This window comes from Prevotella sp. C561, from assembly GCF_000224595.1.
GTDB lineage: Bacteria > Bacteroidota > Bacteroidia > Bacteroidales > Bacteroidaceae > Prevotella > Prevotella jejuni.
Genome location: NZ_JH114142.1, coordinates 208,933 through 213,205 on the forward strand (window position 1 = coordinate 208,933; position 4,273 = coordinate 213,205).

The 4,273-nt window shown below is 38.7% G+C and carries 9 protein-coding genes; 5 read left to right on the plus strand and 4 right to left on the minus strand.

From position 1 onward, the window contains the following. The 4 genes from HMPREF0666_RS17915 to HMPREF0666_RS05190 form a co-directional block, all read right to left on the minus strand. The coding region (locus HMPREF0666_RS17915) for an IS1182 family transposase (protein ID WP_009011286.1) at positions 1-234 on the minus strand (234 nt) is incomplete at its 3' end. A gap of 352 nt (positions 235-586) precedes the next feature. Beyond that, positions 587-991 carry a hypothetical protein gene (locus HMPREF0666_RS05180; RefSeq protein ID WP_009011287.1) on the minus strand — a complete coding sequence of 135 codons (405 nt, stop codon included), beginning with the start codon at positions 989-991 and terminating at the stop codon, positions 587-589. A 257-nt stretch (positions 992-1,248) separates the two neighbouring features. Next, a complete protein-coding gene (locus HMPREF0666_RS05185) occupies positions 1,249-1,599 on the minus strand; it encodes a hypothetical protein (RefSeq protein ID WP_009011289.1) in 351 nt (116 codons plus the stop codon). A 9-nt stretch (positions 1,600-1,608) separates the two neighbouring features. Then, complete coding sequence (locus HMPREF0666_RS05190; protein WP_009011290.1) at positions 1,609-2,271, minus strand: helix-turn-helix transcriptional regulator; 663 nt, start codon at positions 2,269-2,271, stop codon at positions 1,609-1,611. Between the two features lie 163 nt (positions 2,272-2,434). Here HMPREF0666_RS05190 and HMPREF0666_RS17245 point away from each other — a divergent pair, with 163 nt between their 5' ends. The 5 genes from HMPREF0666_RS17245 to HMPREF0666_RS17625 all read left to right on the plus strand — a co-directional run. Then, positions 2,435-2,608 (plus strand): hypothetical protein, encoded by a 174-nt coding sequence (locus HMPREF0666_RS17245; RefSeq protein WP_009011291.1) that lies wholly within the window; start codon positions 2,435-2,437, stop codon positions 2,606-2,608. Positions 2,609-2,611: 3 nt separating this feature from the next. After that, positions 2,612-3,385 (plus strand): phage antirepressor Ant, encoded by a 774-nt coding sequence (locus HMPREF0666_RS05195; RefSeq protein WP_009011292.1) that lies wholly within the window; start codon positions 2,612-2,614, stop codon positions 3,383-3,385. Positions 3,386-3,502: 117 nt separating this feature from the next. After that, positions 3,503-3,727: a hypothetical protein gene (locus HMPREF0666_RS05200; protein WP_009011294.1), complete on the plus strand. Its 225-nt coding sequence runs from the start codon at positions 3,503-3,505 to the stop codon at positions 3,725-3,727. A gap of 1 nt (position 3,728) precedes the next feature. Beyond that, positions 3,729-3,992: a hypothetical protein gene (locus HMPREF0666_RS05205; RefSeq protein ID WP_042856018.1), complete on the plus strand. Its 264-nt coding sequence runs from the start codon at positions 3,729-3,731 to the stop codon at positions 3,990-3,992. An 18-nt stretch (positions 3,993-4,010) separates the two neighbouring features. Then, on the plus strand, positions 4,011-4,273 hold a 263-nt coding region (locus HMPREF0666_RS17625), incomplete at its 3' end, for a hypothetical protein (protein WP_009011296.1).

A 4,273-nucleotide genomic window follows, 5' to 3' on the forward strand; every position in this document is an offset into this window, starting at 1 on the left:
GCAGGAATAGATATTATTCATGTAGGCGTAAAGAATCACCTTGAGCATCATTTGTGGATGATAAGGCTTGCGACCACTGGGCTTATAAAGCTTGTAGACATTATCCAACATAAGATTATCCACCAAGGCATCTAAAAGACGAACAGGGTCATCTTCTGCGATATCCTTATCGATTCTTTGAGGAAAAAGAATCATTTTCTTGTGTATGTAAGAACGAAAGTGTACCTTTGTCATAATGAGATTTTTTGAATGCCTAAAGGTACAAAAACTTTAGGAAATAGCAAAGCCCTGGCTTGAGAAAGTCGGGGCTTTGTGCATAAAAAAAGAGGATGTGGACATTTTGACACACCCTCCTAAAAAACATATCTCTAAGAAATTACTTCATTTCTTCCACTGCTGCTTGTGCCGCTGCAAATATTAGCGAAATATAGGCATTTTGAACATCCTTGGTATACCAGTCGTATTTTTTGCTACTCTTTACATCATCTCGTTAATGTTTTGTTGTTTATAGTTCTGATGATAATATTGCTTATTTGCCACTTTATTTTGCGCTGGTTGCGTTATCTTGCGTCTGACGCACTACTTATCATCTGAGATTTTTTAACAAGCCTAAACGGCTTAATTTAAGTTTCAGCCTTGAAAGTTCATCAAACACCATGACTGATTTCTCATTTGCGAAAATGAGTGACCATCCTTGATAAGTTTCACATAAGCCTGTATTCTCATCCTCGTATGTTTCACTCTCCCACCAGTCATCCATAGCTGCAAAAGCCTGTGCTGGGTCTGTTCCGAAAGTATCAACTACTTCTGTTGGATATTGGCTTAGAAGCTCTTGCCTCCACTCCTCTCTGTCAAGTCCTGGTTCATTATGAAGTAAAAGCCACGCTCCCTCTCGTAGTTCCTGCTCCCATTCCAATGGTTCTATCATGCCGTTTGAGTGCATGGCGCTCATCAGAAGTTTCAGTTTTTCAAGTTCCTTGTCTCTTTCCATTCCCTAAAAACTTTTATTGTTTTACGAATAGTCAATACTAACCAAAACAGATAAATTCCCATAGCACCCCCAAAGAAATGTATTAAAGTTACATCCCCATAAATCAACCAGTGGATACCTGAAAAAAATGCTGAGGGGATAAGACAGCGAACGTACATAAATACATTATACAATATAAACCCAATAATTGTCTTTAGGTTACGCATTGGTTAACTTTTCTATAATTCCAATCAATCTGCTTTTTGCTCTTGGCTTGTTTAATACTCATCGGATACAACACTGTCATATACGCATTGTGTGTTACGCTCAAGAATCTTCTCCAACTGTTCGTACTGCATCTCTGAAAAACATCGTGTGCAATAAGAAAACTTATATTCTGGGGCAAACGTAACAGTATCCATAAACTCCATACCATACACCTTATGCCCATCTTCATCTTTAGCATATCGAACGTTTATACAATCCCTTGTGCTATGCAACACTCCATTATCGGTCATGTAAACATATTTTCCCAATACAGCGGGCTTGTCTTCTACTTGTTTCTTCTCTTGTTTGCATGAAAAAAACAAGAGTGTCACAAATGGCAATATAATAAAAAACTTTTTCATTGTAAATATTTATATTCTTTTCATACATCCAAGAACCTCGAATACTCTCAGTATCATAACCTTGGGAATTTCCTGCTCATCAAAGTCCGTTGTGTTGATTGGTATGAGGCGAAATACGTCATCAGAAATACCCCTACGGATTATTTTCACCGTGCGCAATTCGTTAGTCGTTACGATGGCATAGATTTCACCCATTGTCAAGAATGACTGCCAGTCTGAAACTTCTTTAAGCGCAATGATGTCTCCGTGTGATATCTTCGGCTGCATTGAGTTACCAGTAATATTACACCAAAATACTCCATCTTGATTGTATGGTGCAAAATCTATGTTATACTCTGGCATAATGGTTTGGTCGTTGAGAACTAAGTCAAAACCTCCGATAAAATCTACATTGTAGTAAGGACGGCCAGTAGTATAACTTGTCTTTGGTAATGATTGAGAGTTGGTATTTTCGTTTGCCAACATTTCTCCCTCGCCTGTTAAAAGCCAAGTTCTATTAAGGTCAGTATAGAACTTCAATATATTTTCTATATTCCTATCAGATAAGTCTCTGTTTTCTTTACGAGATTTACCTAAGGTGCCAATAGAAAGACCGAGGCTATTCGTGACCTTATTATCGTTTAACCCCTTGTACTTCATATATTTATCAAACCTTTCGATTTTCCTTTCCATAGCGCATAATGTTTATAAAAGTTAAAATATAGAAGAAAGTTCTACAAATACTTGCTTTATATTGAAGAAACTTCTATCTTTGCACTGTAATAGTTTAGAAAGCTAAACGCTATTATAGCGTTACTTAATAGTAAGTGTGCAAATATAAACAATAAAAACGATAATGGCAAACAGAAAACCAATTAAATTAAAAAAAGGGTGCAAAAAAAGGCTTGCTGAAATCCTTAGAGTAAGTGAGCTTACAGTGTATAACGCTATGCACTGGAAGTGCGACTCTGACGTACAGAACTTGGTTCGCCAAAAAGCAAAAGAATTAGGTTTTATCAAACAATTCTAACGTATGCAGTCAATTCAAGTATTCAACAACCCAGCATTCGGCAACATCCGTGTTGCTGGTACAGAAGCAAATCCGCAGTTCTGTCTTACAGATGTATGCAAGGCATTGAAGTTATCGGCAAAGGGTGTTAATCAGCGACTTGGAGATGAGGTAATTTCAAATTACCCCATAACAGACAAACTTGGAAGAGAACAGCAAGCCTTGTTTGTAAACGAAGACGGCTTATATGATGTCATCCTTGATAGTCGCAAGACAGAAGCAAGGCAGTTCCGCAAGTGGATAACAAGTGAAGTTCTGCCAACCATTCGTAAGCATGGTGCGTACATGACAGACGATGCGCTTCAGAAAGCTATTCAAAACCCAGACTTTCTCATTCAGTTAGCGACAGAGCTTAAGAATGAAAAGCAGAAGAGACTGGTAGCGGAAAAGAAAATCCAAGAAACTCGTCCACAAGTCATCTTTGCTGATGCTGTTACGGCAAGTTCTGATTCTATTTTGGTAGGTGAACTTGCAAATCTCATCAAGCAGAACGGAGTGGATACAGGACAGCGCAGGCTGTTCAAGTGGCTTCGTGCTAATGGATACCTGTGCAAGAAGACTGGCGAATGCTTCAACGAGCCTACTCAATACTCAATGGAGTTAGGGCTGTTTGAAAATAAAAAGACGGTCATTCAGAAACCAGACGGCTCTGCTATCATTAGCAAGACTGTAAAAGTTACTGGTAAAGGGCAGGTTTATTTTGTGAATAAATTTCTAAGTGGAATAAACAATGCCTAATCAATGTAAAATTTGCACCGATGCCTATAACGGCATCAATGGACGTTACTGCAATATGTTCAAGAAATATGTTGAATATATGCAATCACCAATTTGTATAAACAAAAAACAATAACTATGAATAAGTTTTTCAAAGTCCACCTTAATTGGCGTATAAATGTCTTAGTAGTATTGGCTATGATAATAACAATCCTTGTAGCCTCTGACTGTGACAATATTTTTCTATTGTTACTTACCAAAACAGCAGGTTTCTTATTGGGTTATCTCACTTTCCGTCTTGGTAAATATTGGAACAGTCATAACAAGATAAACGAACTGAGAGAGCTTGCAAACGAAGAGTGACATGAGTATTGACTTCACAGACAAAACAGTCAGCTACCGCACATTTCTGCGAGACCTATCAGCAAACATTGTTAAGATGCTGCATGAAGACAAGGACGACCCTGATTTTATGTCAACAAGACAAGCATACAAGATGTTCGGACGAAAGAATGTGGAACGCTGGCGTAGAGCTGGAAAGATACAGCCTTATGTACGGCCAGGTAAGACGGAATACGAGACGGCTCAACTTCGGTTGCTTCAGCGAACAGAACAGGACTATTTATAGAAACAAATAAATTCAACTATGAGACAAGAAATTGAAAAGTTTAGAAAAGAGACGGGAGTTAACCTCATCATTAAAGACGGTAAGCCTTTTTATGGTGGCTCTCTTGACCTTGAAAACTGCACAGGCATTACAGCACTACCCGATAACCTAACGGTGGGTGGCTCTCTTGACCTTGAAAACTGCACAGGCATTACAGCACTACCCGATAACCTAACGGTGGGTGGCTATCTTGACCTACGTGGCACAGGCATTGCAGCACTACCCGATAACCTAACGGTGGG

Bases quoted from the DNA above. Each gene is read 5' to 3' on its own strand.
- HMPREF0666_RS05180 (WP_009011287.1), bottom strand. From the start codon at position 991: ATGGAAAGAGACAAGGAACTTGAAAAACTGAAACTTCTGATGAGCGCC.
- HMPREF0666_RS05185 (WP_009011289.1), bottom strand. From the start codon at position 1,599: ATGAAAAAGTTTTTTATTATATTGCCATTTGTGACACTCTTGTTTTTT.
- HMPREF0666_RS05190 (WP_009011290.1), bottom strand. From the start codon at position 2,271: ATGGAAAGGAAAATCGAAAGGTTTGATAAATATATGAAGTACAAGGGG.
- HMPREF0666_RS17245 (WP_009011291.1), top strand. From the start codon at position 2,435: ATGGCAAACAGAAAACCAATTAAATTAAAAAAAGGGTGCAAAAAAAGG.
- HMPREF0666_RS05195 (WP_009011292.1), top strand. From the start codon at position 2,612: ATGCAGTCAATTCAAGTATTCAACAACCCAGCATTCGGCAACATCCGT.
- HMPREF0666_RS05200 (WP_009011294.1), top strand. From the start codon at position 3,503: ATGAATAAGTTTTTCAAAGTCCACCTTAATTGGCGTATAAATGTCTTA.
- HMPREF0666_RS05205 (WP_042856018.1), top strand. From the start codon at position 3,729: ATGAGTATTGACTTCACAGACAAAACAGTCAGCTACCGCACATTTCTG.